Raw genomic sequence first — 16,341 nt, 5'->3', positions numbered from 1 at the left:
GCCAAATTTCTAACCACTTTTGGTTTCCGGCAAAAAATCAACATCTAACGTCTCGTCTAAACTAAAGGGAGACTCGGCGGGAAATGTGTTGAGGGCCAGACCCGTTTCTAGCGCGGCCTTCTGGCGGGCTTTAGCATAACATTTATGGAAAATCTCCCTGAGATAGGGTTGTAGGCTCGGACTTTGTTCTAGGGCCTCTTCGATGCGGTCACGATGCTCAAAAATCGTTAATAGCCAGCTATTCGAGCGTTTTTCGGGTTGATAGCGATACTTGAGAAGATGCATTAAAAGGATTTGTAGGTTGCTCCCTAAGGCATTCTTTTCGCTTCGTCCCATGCTTTCAATTTCTTCGAGCAAATTTAACCGATCCAGGCCCTGGAGTTGATTGTCCTTCAATTGTTTCGCTGTAGCCTGGAGCCAAGCATAGTAATCTTGTTCGTAGAGTGCGCTCAGATTAAGGGGGGGAGAAAGAGAGGACGGAGAACGGAGCATGGTCAGACGCAATGAAAGATAAGGCCTAGTTTAATCCCAATTTTTTCAATAAGGGAGAGAGATTCAGCTCTCCGCCTGCGGCACCGAAGAGGATGGACGGGGTCGTCTGTGTCGCTAGGCTTCAGAGATTTGGCATCAATTCACGCGGGTGATCATTGCAACTGCCAAAATTCTTCGTTTAATAACTTGTCAATTTCTTGATCAAAAGGAATGACCTCCGGCAAAATAGCATCATATTCCCGTCGTATATTTTTCGCCGCATTTTGATAACACTTTTCCATAATTCCTAGAAAGTAATTGCGTAAACTAGGGGAATCATCAAGGATTTGCTTTAGTCGGTATTGAGTGCGCAATAGGGTGACTTCCCAACCTCGATAACAATCCGGCAAGGCCACATAACGACGTTTGAGAGCGTGTTCAAATAGGGTAATTAAACGATTTTCTAGCTCTCGTCTATCACTACGAGTCAACCCTTCTACCTCCTCAATTAAATTTGGCCAATCTACCGCCGCATAATCTTTGGCCTTGAGGAAGGCAACTGTTTGTTCGACCCAAAGCGCAAAGTCTTGTTCATAGTCAGTTTTGGCTAAGGCTAACATAGTATAAATAACCTAAAGATTGTCTGTGCGTCAGCGATTGCCTTGATTTTAACCCAACTTGAAAGCATCGCCTTAAGGCCGATTCACCCCTCTGCCTTCGCTAGCTAGGAAGACAGGTGAGGTTAGGCATTTTGTTGGGCTTGAGTAACTGGATATAGTCCGAATTCTCCCAATCAGGGCCAGAGAGATTTACCCCTCCGCCTTCGCCAGCTCAGGCACCTCCCCTTGCCAAGGGGAGGGTGGGAGGGGTCGGTTGTACCGTTGGGCCTAAGCAATCGCTTAGTAAAGATAAGGACAGGATGGGCCTAGCATTCATTTTCTAATGCCTGATGATGGAGCATGGACATTTTCTTTCTTAAATAATTGACGTGATCGACAATGCTCATCATTACAGATTCTGCATTTTCATAAATTTGCTGATTGGTGAATCGCAAAAAACTAATACCAAAAGCTTCGATATATTGCTGTCTATTCAAGTCATAGGCTTGGGCTTCAAGGCTATCATGGCTTTCTCCGTCTATTTCAATGGCTAGTTTCAGTTCTGGGCAATAAAAGTCTACAACAAACGGCCCAATACTATACTGACGGCGAAATTTACAGTTCGCAATTTTTTTACCTTTGAAATATTGCCAAACAATGCTCTCTGCTTTGGTTGGATTTTGGCGTAGCTGTCTCCTTTTCTCTTTTTCGGAGGCTTGGTTGAAAATTATAGTCATAGAGATGCCGTCTATTGGTGCTATTGTAGCTCTTCACCCCTCCGCCTTCGCGCTTCTCAGGCACCTCCCCTTGCGAAGGGGAGGATGGGTGGGGTCACTTGTGTAGTTAGGTCTCAGAGATTTGGTATTAGGGCATTTTGTTGGGCTTGAGTCACTGAGTATAGTCTAAATAATTACAATTAGAGTCATAGAGGTTGATTTTTTAGCCAATAAAATTGATATTGTTTGCCTGTCAACTTAAGATAATTTTCGACAAAATTCTTGGCAGTTACTCCAACTCACATTCTCTCCAAATTTTTCAACAGAACCCAGCCTTCCTGAACCCCGGCCCAGATTTTCACCCATTCGCCATCAGCAGATTTTTCTAGAACAACGACCTCTTCTTCGTAGACTATCCTACTGACTGGTTCTGAGCTACGACTTAGCTTACTCCGCAAGGTTATGCCCTCGCTCTAAATTACCTGAGCTTTATCGGCCCCAGGGGGCAAGATTATTTTAGACTATGTAAGGAAGTGGTCCAGCGGTAATTCTTGACAGGCCTAAGCCCAAAAACTGTTCTTAAGGGTCACTAAACCTTTTCTTAACCCAGGATTATACAAGCTCAACATTCGGCTCTTAATTGGCTCATTTCAGCTTGCCTAAAATCAATGAGGGCCATATACTAGCAAGGGTCAAGAGCCTAAGCACCCCGTTTGTAAAGTCAACATGCCGGTCTGCACTTGGCCCAGGCAACACCGCCTGCTCAGCTCTATCGGCTTTCCTCTTCTCCGTCCCCTATCCTCGCATCACATTGTATGGCACACACTTCTCTCCAACAGGCCTGGCTAAACCTAGCACCAGGAGCACTCGAGCCGATGATTGCTGATCACTTGGTCATTCCAGAGATGCTAAAACTCTTTGGCTTTACGTTTCAAAGAGGTGAGATTGTCAAAGAGTATCCAACTGGTTTGGGAGCACAAAAAGTTGATATTGCCGCCCGAAAAAATAATGGCATAGATAATTTTTCTCACTCTCTAAAAGCTCCTTCTCTGATTGTAGAACTAAAGAGACGAAGTAAAAATATCTCCCCTAATACTGCTGAATACTTATCTTTAGTAAGACAATTAAAAGGATATTTAGACCCAGAAGCTATCAATTGTTCTCAAGCAAAATGGGGAATTATAACAAATGCAGACCGTATTCAACTCTTTCGTCGCCATGGTAAAGTCATTTATCCCTTTACAAATAACATTGAATTAAATGCCGGGAATATTGATGAAAAAATATATTTACTCAAAGACTACATCGAAAACAATTGTAATTCTCTTGTCATCGCTCTCTACAATAATAAGGGAGGTGTCGGTAAAACAACAACAACCATTAATTTAGCTTCAATATTGTCGCTTCCCTCTGCCAAGGGCGGATTTGGGAAAAAGGTTTTAGTTGTAGATTTTGATCCCAACCAAAAAGATCTGACAGAGATTCTTGGTATTAAACCAGGAAAAGTCAAATTATTAGACTTTCTTAAAGATTCAAATTCAAAAGACTATGCAATTGATGATCTGATCTCTCCCTATCCAATAAAACTTAAAGATGGTAAATGGTATCGTTTTTTTGATGTCATTCCTGCTGATGAAGGTTTTTTGGAAGTTCCCCCCTCATCTTTGCCCTCAATTCTTTATAAAGGGTCGCTTGGAAAAATTCTAAGCAGAGTTAAAAATAAATACGACTATATTTTAATTGATGCTCCTCCAGGCTCAAACTATTTTACCAAAGAGGCAATTATTGCGTCAGATGTTGTTTTGATGCCATCCAAGCATAACGGATTAGCATCGCTGAATAATGCCGCTACGGCGATGAAGGACATTCTTCCTCAACTGGGTCAGGAACGCCGTGTTTATTCACCTGAGTTAGCTGATCCGACACCTTTACCTATCTTTTTTAATGGGGAGCAAATGACACCGGCTCAAGAAAAGCAAGCGAGGGAAGAGATTAACAAAATCATTGACAATGTGATGCAATCTGACAAAATAGACTTGACTCCCTTCTTCTTTCCCAAGAAGACAGAAATGGTAAAAAATGAAGAAATTTTCAATTTGCCCAATATAGCCCATATTTCTTCAGCTCATTTTTCCCGTCGTCCAGCAGCGCTTACCAATCAGTTAGCTTTTGTCGCCTATAAACGATTCGTCGAGGAGTATTTCATCTAATGCAACAAGATATTGGAACCCTACTACATATTTATTTAGACGAAATTAAACCGGGCCAACCGACACAAGCCCATCGCTTTTTGATTACCAGTTCGGCTAAGGCCATTAATGAAGCCGGTGGACGAAATTGGATGCCAGTCATTGTTAAACAAACTGGCGCAGAATCCTTTCAGGCCATAGCCAATACTTTCATTTTGGCGGCCGCTGAAGAAGCCGGTATTAATAAAGTCTGGTGCATTATTGCCGATGATACTGAAGCGACTCAGAATTGCGCTCAACTCTTGGCCCAGGAGAAAATCCCCAGAATTAATTTGACGACGGCTAGCCGCGAAGAAATTAAACTCGGCCTAGATTATTTAATTCGTCGGCCCGTTAATCCCCTTGTTGGCGTTACCTTAGCCACCGCTTTAGAAAAAATTGATGTGCCTCAGCGCCAGTCCTGGAAAGCCAGCCTAAACGAAATTACGGGTCTGAAATGCGCCATTACCAAGGGGAAAAAATTAGATATTTTTAAAGAGGTCTTTTATGCAGAGCCACCTAAAGTTCTTAAGCCATCAATCAACCTAACCACTGCTAGTCGAGAGGAAATCCAATCAGGCTTGGAGTATTTAGTCCATCATTCTGATAATCCTCTGCCAACCCTTAACATTGCAACCGCTTTAGATAAATTGGATGTTCCAGAGCGTCAATACTGGCAGGAAAGCCTCACCGAAGTTGTGAGCTTAAAGTGTGGAATTACAAAAGGCAAAAAACTAGACAGTTTCAAAGAGGTTTTTTATACAACCCCTCTCGTCAAGCCTGAACCATCATTAGATGAACTTCCTATTACTCAATTGAGAAAGCTAGCTCAGGAAAAAGGTATCCCTGGAACCAGCAGAATGAAAAAAGCAGATCTACTCAAAGTCTTAGGTGATATCTAGCGCCATCTGCCCTCGGGATTATACCAATTCTTCAAGTTAAAGCTACAGATTTTTACCCCTCCGCCTCCGGCACCTCCCCTTGCGAAGGGGAGGACGGGTGGGGTCAGTTATGTAACTGAGTTTTAGCAACTTGGCATTAAGTGCAGGGTAGGCTTTGCAGGTAGGGGCTGAGGTAGGAGCGGTCAGCAATGACGTGAAAGAGAGTACCACAGGACAGCGATTTTCCTGGTTTTCCATAAACTCTGCAACACCAATGGGCATAACACTGACTCCTAGGATCAATCTCGTTAGATGATACTAACCCTGAGACAACTCTCCAGTTTTGAGTCTAAAGGTATATTTCTTTCTGTCTCGGATACATCAAAGGCTGTGCAATAAATTCTACGGATGAAGAGTCGCATCAACTTTTCAGAGAGCGCCGCTCTTATAGAATGCGTTAATCCAATGCAATGCACTTCTTTGATGGTAAGCTTAAACCTTGAACTAGAGTAGCAATCATTGTTGAGATGCAGTTTGAATGGAATCCCAGCAAAGCAAACTCAAACTTAAAAAAGCATGGTGTTTCATTCGGCGAGGCATCTACTGTTTTCAATGATCCTTTATCTGTGACATTCCCTGATACAGATCACTCTTATGGTGAGGAGCGTTACGTTATCATTGGTTTATCTCATACGAATCGTGTTCTAGTGGTCTCACACACAGATCGAGCAGATCGGGTTCGGATTAATTAGCGCACGAGAGGCGACCCGAAGTGAACAGAGATTTTATGCAAATGCAGACTAACCAAGAACTAGAAGACGAATTGCATCCTGAATACGACTTTAGCAAAATGCAGGGTGGTGTTAGAGGAAAATATGTCGAACGCTACAGGGCCGGGACTAATGTAGTATTGCTAGATCTTGATGTTGCTCAAGCATTTCCGACAAGTGATTCAGTTAATGAAGCACTTCGGATGCTCATGCAAATCGCCCAAAGACAGAAGCTTAACACTGCGTTGGGGTCGACCTCTCAAACGTAGTTAAACGTTAAAGGTCAACTGTTGCGGCTCACTTTAGCCGTTATACTAACCCTGAGCCAATTTTCTGGCTTAAAACTTGAAATCATAATACCTTTTATCCCGGGTACATCAAAGGCCCTGGATAAGCTAAAAGCTCGGTCAAGTACAGGGTAGGCTTCGCAGGTAGGGGCTGAGGTAGGAGCGGTCAGCAATGACGTGAAAGAGAGGGCCACGGGACGCTAATTCAACAATACTCATCCCAGCCACGGGCATGGCAAATCGGTCTCGGTAGCGGCCAATATCAATGCCCATCAGGTGGCACAGCATGATGCGGATAGTGGCTTTGTGGGAGACGAGGAGAACATTCCCCGTCGCATAGCGGTCTTCAATTTCTTCGAGGACATGGTAGGAACGCCGGGCAATATCAATTCCCCGTTCCCCTCCCGGTGGTGAATTCCAGGCCGGGTCGGTTAGCCACTGCATGTAAAGATCGTGGTAGCGCTCATAGACTTGGCGGGGATGCAATCCTTCCCATTCACCGTAGGAGACTTCCCTCAGGCCTGGCCGGATTTCTGGGGTAATCTTCAGACGGTTACACAAGGGCTTAGCCGTTTGGATGGCCCGTTGCAGAGGGCTGACATATACCGCTTGCCACGGCAGATGACAATAGGCCTCGGCAAAGGCTTCGGCCATTTCTATCCCCTCAGGGGTTAAACCAGGGTCATTTTCAGGGGTGCCACAGTAACCGCCCGTTTCGCTGTAGGCGGTCTGGCCATGTCGCAGAAAATAAAGCTTGAGCGCCATCGGTTCGTCCCTAGACCCTGTTGTCACCATTGAAATCTTGCCCCATTTACCTGGCCCTGTCGATATTGCTGAATACAAGATACCTGATTATTCCTATCATCTGGCCTTAAGGGGGTGAGGCCATAGCAACCAAGCCTAAAAACGTTTTGCTGGCTTGGCTCAGGGCCCGACAGGCTTCTTGGACGGTGGCGCCAGTGGTATAGATGTCATCAATAAGGAGAACCGGCTGAGTCACGGCTTCCAGTTTAGGCCCTGGCTGTAGGGATTGGGCAACCATGGCCCGCCGGGCCTGGGGATTGAGGTCAAACAGCGGGGCTGTGTTTTTTACTCGCAGGAGGCCCTGAGCCAGAAGAGGATAGCGGGTCAGGCGGCAAAAGGCTCGGGCCAGGAGTTCTGCTTGATTAAAGCCCCGTTCCTTGAGTTTTTGGGGATGGAGGGGAATGGGAATGACGACGGGTTTTGGCCCTGGCCTCTGGGGAAAGGCCTGGAGCCAGGCTTCGGCCAGCTCAAAGCCTAGCCATTCCGCCAGGGCCGGTTGACGATCATATTTAAGCGCCGCAATGGCCTGTTTCAATTTGCCCTCGTATTGGCCCCAGATAAAGCGGGGACAGGCCGCCGACCAGGCCTGGGCCGGTTGGGCCAACCGGTAACTGTAGAGTTGAGCCTGGCAATTTTCACAGAGTAAGGCGGCCGCTCGACGCTGACAAAGGGGACAAGTGGGTTGAAATAGCAGAGAGAAAAAACTGCTGACCATACCTATTGCTGGAGGATGACCCGAGCTAGGCCGACTCCCGGATAGTAGCGATTAAGGATCTGTTGGTAGTTGTAGCCCTGTTTAGCCAGGTCATAGGCCCCCAGTTGACTCATGCCCCGGCCCTGGTGGACAGAGGCAACAATGGCATCGGTGGCAGCATAGAGGGATTCGACGACGCCCCCTTGATGGCTCAAGACTTGACCCGCTGTTTCCAGAACAGCCTGTTGGGAGGTATTGTACTCACTTTGCAGGCCTTTATAGACTTGCCAGCGTTGATTATCGCCGAGGTCAAACCAATCACTAGCGGGACGAATCATGTGAACCAAGGCATAGGAACGGGCGGCGATGGCCTGGGCCTTGAGGGCCTCGGCGGGAGCATTGGCGTGCATTTCACTGCCCACCACACTGGTGAGGTAATGCTCTAGGTCAACGTAGTTGACGGCAATTACGCTATTACCATTGGAAACCAGGAGTACCCGACCCCGATACCAACGATCGCCAACGGCCACATAACTGCCCTGGGCCGGGGTCAACCAGAGAACACCCGGAAGGGATTGGCCATCGATTTGTAGATTGGCCCCGTTGGCCTGGACGGTCAGGGCCTGGTTAGCATGAACCGTGTTCAAGGCCCCGCCATTACGATCCTGGAGGACGGCCTGTTGGGAGGTGCTAACCACTACCTGGGGGACTTGGCGGGCAATGCCGACTCGAATTTCTAGGGGAGGCGGGACGTAAGCAGGTTGAGGGGCAACGGCTTGAGGGGCAGGAGCTGTCTGGGCCGCAGGAGGACGGGCTGACGGTAGAGGGGGGATAGATGTTGGGGTTACAGTGTGGGTTGCCGCCTGGGCCTGGCTGACGGGAGGCGTTTTCTTGGTGGGAGGATTGGTGTTAGCGGCCAGGGGGACGGGGGGAAGCAGGCTAGAAGGCGTGGGCAGTGTACTGAGGGGAGGTAAGGTTGCAGGAACTGGAGCAAGGGCGGTATCTGGTTTAGGGGCAGGGGCCAGTTGAGCACTATAGCGCCATGCTAGGGGAATAGTAGCCATGGCCAGACAGGGAATTAGCCATAGACCGTAGTCACGGAGGAGGCTAATGATGATTTGGGGAGAGGGCAAGGATACGCGCTTCAACAAAACAGAATGGCCTCGGCAACTAACACACGATAGGGGAGATCAATAGTCAGTACCCAACTTTTCCATCTCCCGCATTAATGTAGATCAATTTCGTCTTCCCAGCAATTTTTCAGCTAGCTGGCCCTGGTGTACCGAGGGGAACCGGGATTGGCTAATCTGGAAACAGGCCCTGGTGGCCCTCGCTGACCTATCTCAATGACGGTGATCCATGTCCCTTTCCTCTCCTGCTTCTATAACCCTCTGGGTAAACGGCGAACCTTGTCTTTGTCCAGAATCTACCCTCCTGCCTGACTTCCTCCATCAGCAGGGTTTTAATTCTCGTCTGATTGCAGTGGAATACAACGGTGACATTCTCCATCGCCAGTACTGGAACCAGACCCGACTCCAGGCCGGAGACCGCCTAGAAGTTGTCACCATCGTGGGCGGTGGTTGAGGCTGTTTTTGAAGCTTGAAGCCAACACTGCCACAAGTCAGGGCGACGCTGTTGGGTTCGTTGCTTTTGTTGCTGATAACGCCACTCGGCAATGGCCTGGTGATTGCCTGACAAAAGTACTGGGGGAACCTCCCAGCCCCGAAAATTAGCGGGCCGGGTGTAGTGGGGATAGTCTAGCAGGCCCGCTTCAAAACTCTCGGCCTTGAGGGATTCCTCTTTACCGACAGTACCGGGTAACAGTCGGATCACGCCATTGATCAGGGCCAGGGCCGGAATTTCACCACAGGTCAGTACAAAATCCCCCAGGGAAACCTCACGGGTAACCAGATGGCAAACCCGCTCATCCACCCCTTCGTAATGGCCGCAGATCAACACCAATTGGTCGTAGGTTGCCAGATCCTGAAACAAAGCCTGATTCATCGTTTGGCCCTGGGGAGTGAGCAGAATCACCTCCCGTTGGGGTAAAACCGCCAGGGATTCCACCGCCGCAAAAATGGGTTCGGGCTTTAAAACCATGCCAACCCCCCCGCCGTAGGGTTCATCATCAACTTTGTGGTGTCGGTCGGTGGTAAAGTCGCGGGGGTTTGTTAACGACACGTCGGCAATGCCCTTGGCTAAGGCCTTGCCCAGCAGGCCAGACTGCAACGGCGAGGTAAAAAAATCGGGAAAAAGGGTAATAATATCAATCTGCACGGGGCAATCCTGGAGGGCTGACGGCATGGGAGTGGCATCTTAGCGAGTTTTGGGCTTTTTTTCAAGCCAAGGGGCCTGGGTTCTCAATCCCTCTGATGAAGGCAGCCATGGTTTCTAAGACCCAAGGATTTTAGCAATGGAAGTGAAGGCCCAGCGTCAACCCCGTTCTAAAGGGCACAGTTTTCCGTGCCATACTTCGATAAAATTCGTCTTATCTTCCGGCTACTATACAGTCATTCTTTGCATCCACTGCTCTGCCTGGAGTTTTCCTGTCCTGTTGCCCTATTATGATGTTGCAAGTAGAAACCCAAGACCCCAATAATCCCATGTCTTTTCCCACTAAAACGGCCATCCTGATCATTGGGGGGGCCGAGGATAAAGTTAATGGCAGAGAGATCCTACAGACATTCTGGGCACGGTCTGGGGGCAGTGAAGCAAAAATTGCCATTATTCCCTCCGCCTCACGGGAACCGGTATTGATTGGAGACCGCTACCAACAAATTTTTGATAGCATGGGCACCCAACTGATTAAGGTGCTAGATATCCGGGATCGCGCCCAGGGAGAAGACCCCTACTTCCAGGCCTTTGTGGAGGAATGCACGGGGGTTTTTTTAACGGGGGGAGACCAACTGCGCCTCTGTGAACTCCTGGCTGATACGCCGTTGATGCACCGTATCCGTCAACGGGCCCAACAGGGAGAAATTAGCCTAGCAGGAACCAGTGCGGGAGCGGCCGTTATGGGACACCACATGATTGCGGGGGGCAGTAGCGGAGAATGGCCCAATCGGTCTCTAGTGGATATGTCCCTGGGCCTGGGGATTATTCCCGAGATTATCGTTGACCAACATTTTCACAATCGCAATCGCATGGCCCGCTTGTTAAGTGCGATGTCTGGCCATCCGGAACTGCTCGGCCTAGGGATTGATGAAGATACCTGCGCTCTCTTTGAACAAGACGGCATTGTCCGCGTCATTGGCCAGGGAACAGTCACCTTCGTTGACGCAAGGGAAATGAGTTATTCCAACGCCGGTCTGGTGGAAGCCGCGAACCCCTTAAGCTTACATAACCTGCGGGTTCATATTCTGTCCCAGGGAGATGCCTATCATTTAAAGTACCATCGTCCTATGACCCAGCGTGAATCATAAAGAATAATGAAGGGGTTGGGCGGCCACGGCGAGCCAGGGACTTCCTCCCCAGGACTAGCCCAGAAATGTTCATGATAAACAGTTCCTGAGCAAGACGACCCTCGACAATGACGATGCAAAAGGCTCTCTAGCAAAGGCATTCCTACTCCTCTCTGCGGATTCTGACTACACAGCAACCATGAAAATCCTAAAAACCCTCACCCTACGTGGCCCTAACTACTGGAGTATTCGACGCCCCAAGTTGATTGTGATGCGTCTGGATTTAGAAGACCTAGCCGAGAAGCCTTCCCATGAAATTCCGGGGTTCTACGAGGGCCTGGTGGCTTCCCTCCCCACTCTGATTGAGCACTATTGTTCACCGGGCTACCGGGGGGGCTTTTTAGAGCGGGTACAGACGGGCACCTACATGGGACATATTGTGGAGCACATTGCCCTAGAGTTACAGGAATTGGCAGGGATGACCGCAGGGTTTGGGCGTACGCGGGAAACGGCGACCCCAGGGGTCTATAACGTTGTCTTTGAATACGTCGATGAGCAGGCGGGGCGCTATGCTGGGCGGGCTGCTGTCCGCCTCTGTCAGGCCTTAGTGGAAACGGGACGTTATCCAGTCGAGGAGTTGGAACGAGATTTAGCCGACCTCCGAGACCTCTACGCTAATTCGGCTTTAGGGCCTAGCACTGAAACGATTGTGACCGAAGCCGAGGCCCGACAAATTCCGTGGATGCACCTCAGTGCCCGCGCCATGGTGCAATTGGGCTATGGGATCTATCAGCAACGCATCCAGGCTACCCTTAGTTCCCATTCCAGCATCCTGGGGGTTGAGCTGGCCTGTGACAAGGAAGGGACTAAAACCATCCTGCAAAATGCGGGTATTCCCGTTCCCAAGGGAACAACAATCCAATATTTTGAAGACTTGGAAGAAGCTATTAACGATGTCGGCGGTTATCCCATTGTGATCAAGCCCCTAGACGGCAATCACGGCCGCGGCATCACCATTGATATCCGTAATTGGAATCAGGCCACCGCCGCCTACGATCTGGCCAGCGAAGAATCCAAAAGCCGTTCCATTATCGTTGAACGTTTTTATAAAGGCAGCGACCACCGGGTTCTGGTGATTAATGGCAAATTGGTCGCCGTGGCCGAGCGCATTCCGGCCCACGTTATCGGTAATGGCCGTTCCACCATCGCTGAACTGATCGAAGAAACTAACCAAGACCCCAATCGCGGCGAGGGCCATGACAACGTCCTTACCAAAATCGTAATCAACAAAACGGCCCTGGACGTTCTAGAGCGTCAGGGTTTTCGCCTGGAAACCGTGCTGGAATCCGGGGAAATTGCCTACCTACGGGCCACGGCTAACCTGAGTACTGGGGGTATTGCGGTGGATCGCACCGATGAAATTCATCCCGAAAACGTCTGGTTGATGGAACGGGTGGCCAAGGTGATTGGCCTGGATATTTGCGGCATTGATGTGGTGACCACAGACATCACCAAACCCGTGCGAGACACGGAAGGGGTGATTGTAGAAGTGAATGCCGCTCCCGGTTTTCGCATGCACGTGGCCCCCAGTCGTGGCCTACCCCGCAATGTGGCGGCGCCGGTGTTGGATATGCTGTTTCCTCCCGGTACCCCCAGCCGCATCCCCATCCTCGCCGTTACCGGTACTAACGGGAAAACCACCACAACGCGCCTGATTGCCCATATCTACCGACAAACCGGCAAAACAGTCGGTTATACCAGTACGGATGCCATTTATATCAATGAATATTTAGTAGAAAAGGGCGACAATACTGGGCCCTACAGTGCCGGGATCATCCTGCGAGACCCGACGGTGGAAGTGGCAGTACTAGAAACAGCACGGGGCGGCATTTTACGCTCCGGCCTGGCCTTTGATACCTGTGATGTCGGGGTGGTGCTCAATGTGGCGGCCGACCATCTGGGGCAGGGGGATATTAATAGCATCGAGCAGATGGCCCGAGTCAAAAGCGTGGTAGCAGAGGTGGTTAATGCCCAGGGTTATGCGGTGCTCAATGCCGATGATCCCCTGGTGACGGCCATGGCCGATAACATCAAGGCCAAGGTGGCCTATTTCTCCATGACCCCCGATAATCCCATTATTCAAGACCATGTCCGACGGGATGGTATTGCCGCCGTTTACGAAAATGGTTATCTCTCCATCCTAGAAGGCTCTTGGACACTACGCATTGAACAGGCCCTCCAGGTTCCCATGACCATGGGCGGCATGGCCCCCTTTATGATTGCCAATGCCCTCGCCGCCTGTCTTGCGGCCTTTGTGCATGGGGTTGATATTGAAGTAATTCGCCAAGGGATTCGCACCTTCCGGCCCTCGGCGGAGCAGACCCCTGGCCGCATGAATTTATTTAACCTAGGAGATTACCATGCCCTGGTGGATTATGCCCATAACCCGGCTGGCTACAATGCGGTTGGGGAGTTTGTGCGCAATTGGCAGGGCCAACGGTTAGGTGTTGTTGGTGGCCCTGGCGACCGTCGGGATGAAGATTTAATTGAACTGGGCCAGATCGCGGCACGGGTTTTTGACCGCATCATTGTCAAGGAAGATGAGGATAAACGGGGCCGGGAACCGGGAGAAGTGGCGGATCTGATCGCCAAAGGTATTGTTCAGACTCGCCCGGATTTACCCTACGAAACCATCCTCTCGGAAGTCGAGGCCCTGGAAACAGGACTCAATACAGTAGAAAAACAAGGCCTGGTGGTTATTTTTCCGGAAAGCGTCAGCCGGGCCATCTCGGTGATCAAAAATCGAGGTCTTAAAGTCTAGTTCTTTGCAAACGCTAAGGAACAGCCCCTTAGACGAAGGAAGAGTTTTATCGCTTCCCTGGAGTCAGCATTTCAACGGCACAGGCTCAATTTCTAATGGTTAATTGGCCTAAATCGTAAATTCCAGTTTGGTTTTCCGGAATCTCAAACTGAACAGATTGGGAGGGAGTCGTAAAAAGCGTTAACTCATAACGACCCGGCTTTAGGCCCAGTAGTGCAAATCTGCCTACTTTGTTAGTAAAAAGCGAGACGGGTTCCCAACTGGGATCGCTGAGGGATGTCACCTGTCCTGCCTGCAAACTAATCGGTTTACCTTGGCTATCTTGTAGGATTCCCCGCAGAAAGACCGTGGCCTCTGTCCCCACCGTAATAACCGTTCCACTTTTATAACTGGGCAACAGGCTATAGACCGTTTTCCCGAGGTCGTAGCCCAAGGGCATATTTGGTGCATCGACCCGCAGGGTTGTAACTGTATAAGAACTCAAATCCGGAACCACGGCAGGGCCAAAGGAACTCGCTTCGGCCACATATCCATAAAGACCCGGATTAACCCCCACCAATTGGTTAGCAAAATTATCATTACGGGAAACAATAACAAAACTATCGGTGACAGGCCGTGTCCAGCCAAAATGTCCATCGGCATAAACTAGAGCGGTGCCAAAGCTTAAATTCGTTCCCTGTTGAGATTGGTCATAATCATGATTAAGATTAACATCTGCTACAAAGCCGCGATAATTCAGTCCTAGTCGTGCGCCAGTATAACTGGGTTGGGGATTCTCTCTAAGAGCCAGGGTAGTATTAACACTATTATATTGAGCGGGACTGCGGGAACTCCAGGTGATTTCGCTGGCCTGTTCCTGTTGGCTACTGAGGCCATTTCTAATCGTCAGAGACTGAAATTGAGACGTTTGCAATAGATTAACCAACAGTTGAGTTTCTTGATCTCCCGCCTGGCTTCGACGATTATTCAGGGTGAGATTTAACTGCCAGCCATTGCCTAAATTACGGGTTAAACCGACCGCTGCTCTGTAGGCATTGGGCTGACCAAAACTGCCAATTTGATAACCTAAATTGAGATTAAGACCTAGACCATCAAATAGGGTTTGTCCATAATTTGCGCCAAAATTCCAGTCAATATTATTGGTTGAGTTATTGAAAATATTAAAAGGATTCCCAATACTAAGATTACCGAAGCGCTGAAAATAGGGGCCGAGATACTCCATTTCTAGCCCAAAGGTGGGTAAATTAACCTGATTACCGCCGAGGGCCAGGTATTGATAGCGCAGTCGAAACGCATGATCGAAACCACCGGGACTATTGGATATCGCCGCATCCCAACCAATATTGCCGAAGTCCGTCGCTAACGTTCCTTCTGTCCCAATTACCTGTTGTGCTCCTGCGACCTGAAGATATCCCCCCAACGTTAAGGTTTTGGTAATACCTTGACGATAAAAGCCACCCACAATAGGGCGAGTTGTGTCATAACTTCTCACTCCGTTCTGGGTATAGGCAGGAACGCCAGCAACAAGGGCAAATTGGTTTAACCCTTCTTCTAGAAGATCGTAGGCTAAGGGGGCAGAAAAAGCGACCTCTCGTACTTGACCCACATTATCGGTAATTTTGAGGGTGATATTATTCAAACCCGCATTGAGAGAAAAATCACGAATATCCTGGGGCCCTGCGGGGAGTTGAAGGGTTTGGCGCAGAAGGCCGTTGACAAAAATTTCCACCTTAGAAGGTTGGTCTAGAAAAAAATCAAATTGTCCGGTCGGTAGGGTTGTCAGGTAGGGCTGAAGGGAAAAATTACGGACGATGGCCGCCCCTGCTAAAGGAACAAAACTTTGATAACCCCGTATCGTACTAAACAGATCGCCAAAGACATAGCGCATGGCATTATCCGGATCATCTTTGACTAAACGAATATCCGCCCTTGTCCACGGATTATTACTTTGTTCTGCAAAACTGCCGCTCCCTTCCAAGACCCAACCTTGGTAATTAATAGCCCCCTCTAAACCCAGATTGAGTGGTTGTCGCCCCAGATTTTGACTATCTCCGTCCCAAGCATAAAGTTGAGTTCCCCGCAGATTAATAAAAGCACTCAAGTTACTCGGACGTAGGGCATTGGCCGCTTCCTTGGGAACCCGAGAATTACCAGAGCCATAGACAATAGTTTTACGAAGATTGGGCGGAATAAGAATCCGTAATTCTAGGGATTGTTCATTAAAGGTGGCATTTAGGCCAGTAGATTGCAGGGCCGCGAGGGTTAAATTACCACTCTGATCGACTAAGCTTTCCAGTCGGGCTTGAATATCGGGACGGGCATACTCGGCCATCTTTTTTAAGAGGGTGGCCCCCGTCATTTGCAGATTATTATTTCCCCCCAAGGAAACAAAAATAACTATTTGTCCTTGCTCTAGATCATTAATATAAAAAGGAACAATAACCCGTTGTACTCCCGTTGGTTTCGGCCGCTTAAAAACGCGCTCAAACAGCTCATCGGTATTGTCGCTTGGGGTCGGGGCAGGATTGGGGCTGGGATTGATGTCGGGTGATGGGTTGGGATTGCTATTAGGGGGAAGGTCTGCTTGGGCGGGAGTTGGAACAAGAAGGCTGGCTAGAATGAGGAGAATAGGGGAGATCGCCGTTTTCGGTGTCATAATAATCAATCAT

At 49.0% G+C, this 16,341-nt stretch carries 16 protein-coding genes; 7 read left to right on the top strand and 9 right to left on the bottom strand.

The features are described from left to right. Positions 1-9 precede the first annotated feature (9 nt). The 4 genes from ABXS88_RS02400 to ABXS88_RS02385 all read right to left on the bottom strand — a co-directional run bounded on the left by ABXS88_RS02400 (position 10) and on the right by ABXS88_RS02385 (position 2,244). Positions 10-492, bottom strand: coding sequence for a DUF29 domain-containing protein (locus ABXS88_RS02400; protein ID WP_353673597.1), 483 nt, complete (start codon positions 490-492; stop codon positions 10-12). A gap of 152 nt (positions 493-644) precedes the next feature. Continuing rightward, entirely contained in the window at positions 645-1,091 is a 447-nt protein-coding gene (locus ABXS88_RS02395) for a DUF29 domain-containing protein (protein WP_353673596.1), read from the bottom strand. Positions 1,092-1,396: 305 nt separating this feature from the next. Next, the gene (locus ABXS88_RS02390) at positions 1,397-1,807 is read right to left on the bottom strand and encodes an endonuclease domain-containing protein (RefSeq protein WP_353673595.1); all 411 of its coding nucleotides are present in this window, start codon (positions 1,805-1,807) and stop codon (positions 1,397-1,399) included. 278 nt (positions 1,808-2,085) lie between these two features. After that, positions 2,086-2,244: an SH3 domain-containing protein gene (locus ABXS88_RS02385; RefSeq protein ID WP_353673594.1), complete on the bottom strand. Its 159-nt coding sequence runs from the start codon at positions 2,242-2,244 to the stop codon at positions 2,086-2,088. Between the two features lie 357 nt (positions 2,245-2,601). Here ABXS88_RS02385 and ABXS88_RS02380 point away from each other — a divergent pair, with 357 nt between their 5' ends. From ABXS88_RS02380 to ABXS88_RS02365, 4 genes are all read left to right on the top strand, one after another. Continuing rightward, the gene (locus ABXS88_RS02380) at positions 2,602-3,996 is read left to right on the top strand and encodes a ParA family protein (protein WP_353673593.1); all 1,395 of its coding nucleotides are present in this window, start codon (positions 2,602-2,604) and stop codon (positions 3,994-3,996) included. Further along, a complete protein-coding gene (locus ABXS88_RS02375; protein WP_353673592.1) occupies positions 3,996-4,916 on the top strand; it encodes a Rho termination factor N-terminal domain-containing protein in 921 nt (306 codons plus the stop codon). The genes ABXS88_RS02380 and ABXS88_RS02375 overlap by 1 nt, the downstream gene beginning before the upstream one ends. Before the next feature lie 506 nt (positions 4,917-5,422). After that, complete coding sequence (locus tag ABXS88_RS02370; RefSeq protein WP_353673591.1) at positions 5,423-5,647, top strand: BrnT family toxin; 225 nt, start codon at positions 5,423-5,425, stop codon at positions 5,645-5,647. Positions 5,648-5,682: 35 nt separating this feature from the next. Next, positions 5,683-5,934 (top strand): hypothetical protein, encoded by a 252-nt coding sequence (locus ABXS88_RS02365; RefSeq protein ID WP_353673590.1) that lies wholly within the window; start codon positions 5,683-5,685, stop codon positions 5,932-5,934. A gap of 138 nt (positions 5,935-6,072) precedes the next feature. On the opposite strand, the gene ABXS88_RS02360 is transcribed toward ABXS88_RS02365, so the two are convergent. From ABXS88_RS02360 to ABXS88_RS02350, 3 genes are all read right to left on the bottom strand, one after another. Then, complete coding sequence (locus ABXS88_RS02360; RefSeq protein ID WP_353673589.1) at positions 6,073-6,717, bottom strand: histidine phosphatase family protein; 645 nt, start codon at positions 6,715-6,717, stop codon at positions 6,073-6,075. Between the two features lie 106 nt (positions 6,718-6,823). Then, positions 6,824-7,471 carry a ComF family protein gene (locus ABXS88_RS02355; protein ID WP_353673588.1) on the bottom strand — a complete coding sequence of 216 codons (648 nt, stop codon included), beginning with the start codon at positions 7,469-7,471 and terminating at the stop codon, positions 6,824-6,826. 2 nt (positions 7,472-7,473) lie between these two features. Next, positions 7,474-8,601, bottom strand: a complete 1,128-nt coding sequence (locus ABXS88_RS02350; protein WP_353673587.1) for a SpoIID/LytB domain-containing protein — start codon at positions 8,599-8,601, stop codon at positions 7,474-7,476. 208 nt (positions 8,602-8,809) lie between these two features. Here ABXS88_RS02350 and thiS point away from each other — a divergent pair, with 208 nt between their 5' ends. Then, a complete protein-coding gene (gene thiS, locus ABXS88_RS02345; protein WP_353673586.1) occupies positions 8,810-9,034 on the top strand; it encodes a sulfur carrier protein ThiS in 225 nt (74 codons plus the stop codon). Here the strand turns inward: thiS and trmD are convergent. Then, positions 9,002-9,727 carry a tRNA (guanosine(37)-N1)-methyltransferase TrmD gene (trmD, locus tag ABXS88_RS02340; protein WP_353674763.1) on the bottom strand — a complete coding sequence of 242 codons (726 nt, stop codon included), beginning with the start codon at positions 9,725-9,727 and terminating at the stop codon, positions 9,002-9,004. The two genes, thiS and trmD, sit on opposite strands and share 33 nt — an antisense overlap. Positions 9,728-10,053: 326 nt before the next feature. On the opposite strand from trmD, the gene ABXS88_RS02335 reads away from it, so the two are divergent. Together ABXS88_RS02335 and cphA are read left to right on the top strand one after the other, a co-directional pair. Further along, on the top strand, positions 10,054-10,872 hold the full coding sequence (locus tag ABXS88_RS02335) for a cyanophycinase (protein WP_353674762.1): 819 nt from the start codon (positions 10,054-10,056) through the stop codon (positions 10,870-10,872). Positions 10,873-11,050: 178 nt separating this feature from the next. Beyond that, positions 11,051-13,672, top strand: coding sequence for a cyanophycin synthetase (cphA, locus tag ABXS88_RS02330; protein WP_353673585.1), 2,622 nt, complete (start codon positions 11,051-11,053; stop codon positions 13,670-13,672). A gap of 85 nt (positions 13,673-13,757) precedes the next feature. Here cphA and ABXS88_RS02325 read toward each other — a convergent pair whose 3' ends face one another. Beyond that, the gene (locus ABXS88_RS02325; protein WP_353673584.1) at positions 13,758-16,328 is read right to left on the bottom strand and encodes a fimbria/pilus outer membrane usher protein; all 2,571 of its coding nucleotides are present in this window, start codon (positions 16,326-16,328) and stop codon (positions 13,758-13,760) included. Positions 16,329-16,341 lie beyond the last annotated feature (13 nt).

This window comes from Synechocystis sp. LKSZ1, assembly GCF_040436315.1.
Classification (GTDB): Bacteria; Cyanobacteriota; Cyanobacteriia; order Cyanobacteriales; family Microcystaceae; genus Synechocystis.
This window is presented reverse-complemented; position numbering and strand designations above follow the sequence as displayed.

What these genes read in the sequence shown, in the direction of transcription:
- ABXS88_RS02400 (WP_353673597.1), bottom strand. Translation starts at nt 492, where the DNA reads ATGCTCCGTTCTCCGTCCTCTCTTTCTCCCCCCCTTAATCTGAGCGCA.
- ABXS88_RS02395 (WP_353673596.1), bottom strand. Translation starts at nt 1,091, where the DNA reads ATGTTAGCCTTAGCCAAAACTGACTATGAACAAGACTTTGCGCTTTGG.
- ABXS88_RS02390 (WP_353673595.1), bottom strand. Translation starts at nt 1,807, where the DNA reads ATGACTATAATTTTCAACCAAGCCTCCGAAAAAGAGAAAAGGAGACAG.
- ABXS88_RS02380 (WP_353673593.1), top strand. Translation starts at nt 2,602, where the DNA reads ATGGCACACACTTCTCTCCAACAGGCCTGGCTAAACCTAGCACCAGGA.
- ABXS88_RS02375 (WP_353673592.1), top strand. Translation starts at nt 3,996, where the DNA reads ATGCAACAAGATATTGGAACCCTACTACATATTTATTTAGACGAAATT.
- ABXS88_RS02370 (WP_353673591.1), top strand. Translation starts at nt 5,423, where the DNA reads ATGCAGTTTGAATGGAATCCCAGCAAAGCAAACTCAAACTTAAAAAAG.
- ABXS88_RS02365 (WP_353673590.1), top strand. Translation starts at nt 5,683, where the DNA reads ATGCAAATGCAGACTAACCAAGAACTAGAAGACGAATTGCATCCTGAA.
- ABXS88_RS02360 (WP_353673589.1), bottom strand. Translation starts at nt 6,717, where the DNA reads ATGGCGCTCAAGCTTTATTTTCTGCGACATGGCCAGACCGCCTACAGC.
- ABXS88_RS02355 (WP_353673588.1), bottom strand. Translation starts at nt 7,471, where the DNA reads ATGGTCAGCAGTTTTTTCTCTCTGCTATTTCAACCCACTTGTCCCCTT.
- thiS (WP_353673586.1), top strand. Translation starts at nt 8,810, where the DNA reads ATGTCCCTTTCCTCTCCTGCTTCTATAACCCTCTGGGTAAACGGCGAA.
- ABXS88_RS02335 (WP_353674762.1), top strand. Translation starts at nt 10,054, where the DNA reads ATGTCTTTTCCCACTAAAACGGCCATCCTGATCATTGGGGGGGCCGAG.
- cphA (WP_353673585.1), top strand. Translation starts at nt 11,051, where the DNA reads ATGAAAATCCTAAAAACCCTCACCCTACGTGGCCCTAACTACTGGAGT.
- ABXS88_RS02325 (WP_353673584.1), bottom strand. Translation starts at nt 16,328, where the DNA reads ATGACACCGAAAACGGCGATCTCCCCTATTCTCCTCATTCTAGCCAGC.